General features: G+C 38.3%; 1 protein-coding gene. It reads left to right on the top strand.

Annotated elements, in window-relative coordinates; translation table 11 throughout:
* Positions 1 to 240: 240 nt before the first annotated feature.
* Entirely contained in the window at positions 241 to 903 is a 663-nt protein-coding gene (locus R2B72_RS18485; RefSeq protein ID WP_318618370.1) for a Fic family protein, read from the top strand.
* Positions 904 to 1,208: the final 305 nt, after the last annotated feature.

Genomic DNA, 1,208 nt, shown 5'->3' with positions numbered 1-1,208 from the left:
ACTTTCTAAGACCGTACGGCAAAGGCGGCTTTTACTTTAAACATGATACCTATAAGGTTTTTGAGTGAACATCATCCTGGAAAGGGTGGTGTTTTTTGTTGTGAAAAGGGCTTTGTGGTTAAAATTCTTCGTAACTAATACTATTTCTTGCGATTTGTTAGCAACTTTCACACCACCATATAGCGAAATCGACTAAACTGTCGTACGATGAAACTATCAGATTAATTAGGAGTTGTATACATGGAGAATAAGTATAATTTAAGTGAACGAGAAGCAAAATTCTTATTGAAGAAGTCCCTCGTTGAACTGATTCACGCAAACTCACGATTAGAAAAAGTAAATACGACTTTCCCTCAAACCAAAACAATCGTAGAGGGTATGAGCGTCAGCGGGATTAGCATGGACGACGTTCAAATCATCCTGAACTTGAAAAATGCCTATCAATATATTTTAAACGAGCAAGCATCTTTCACGCTTAATGTGGCCAAGAAGATTAATTCATTTGTTTCCTACAATGAATCGTTGGATTGGGGAGTTGTAAGGTATGGGGATGTCGGTATTCATGGCGTCAACTATACACCAAGCATTCCAGTCGAAGCCGATGTTGCGCAACACATCGAAACCATTCTATCTAATGATCTCACATCGACGACTTACCGGGCATTGAAGTATATGTACTACGCCATGCGCACACAAATTTTCTGGGATGGCAACAAACGCACGGCTTTAATTGCTACCAACTACATCATGCTACTAAACGGCAACGGTATCCTTCATATCGACGAATCTCATTTAGAAGTATGGAATAGATTGTTATCTGAATTCTATGAAACGAATAATGATGAGGCAATCATAGAATGGACCTACAACCATTGCATTTTCGGTATTGATTACAAACTTTAAAGGCTAGTGCTAGCCAAAAAAAAAAAAGTTACCCTGAAACAAGTCCAATCAGGGCAGCTTTTGTTTTAGAATAAATCGCAAAGAACAGCTGAATGTAAACAACAGGCTGCGGTTCGAGGTTTCTTACAGGTATAGTAAATGACTAACATGTTCCAGCAGGCTTTCCAACTATTTCATTTGAAAATTCGGACCGAATGATGTAAACTTTTTTAGAAGCTGCGTTGTTCGTATCAACATTAAGTTTTAACCTTTAAGCTGTAAAAGGGAGTTTTATCTAGGAATAGGAATGGCACGCCTCGTACTTT

Origin of the sequence: Sporosarcina sp. YIM B06819 (assembly GCF_033485175.1) — a bacterium.
Taxonomy (GTDB): domain Bacteria; phylum Bacillota; class Bacilli; order Bacillales_A; family Planococcaceae; genus Sporosarcina.
This window is presented reverse-complemented; position numbering and strand designations above follow the sequence as displayed.

What these genes read in the sequence shown, in the direction of transcription:
- R2B72_RS18485 (WP_318618370.1), top strand. Translation starts at nt 241, where the DNA reads ATGGAGAATAAGTATAATTTAAGTGAACGAGAAGCAAAATTCTTATTG.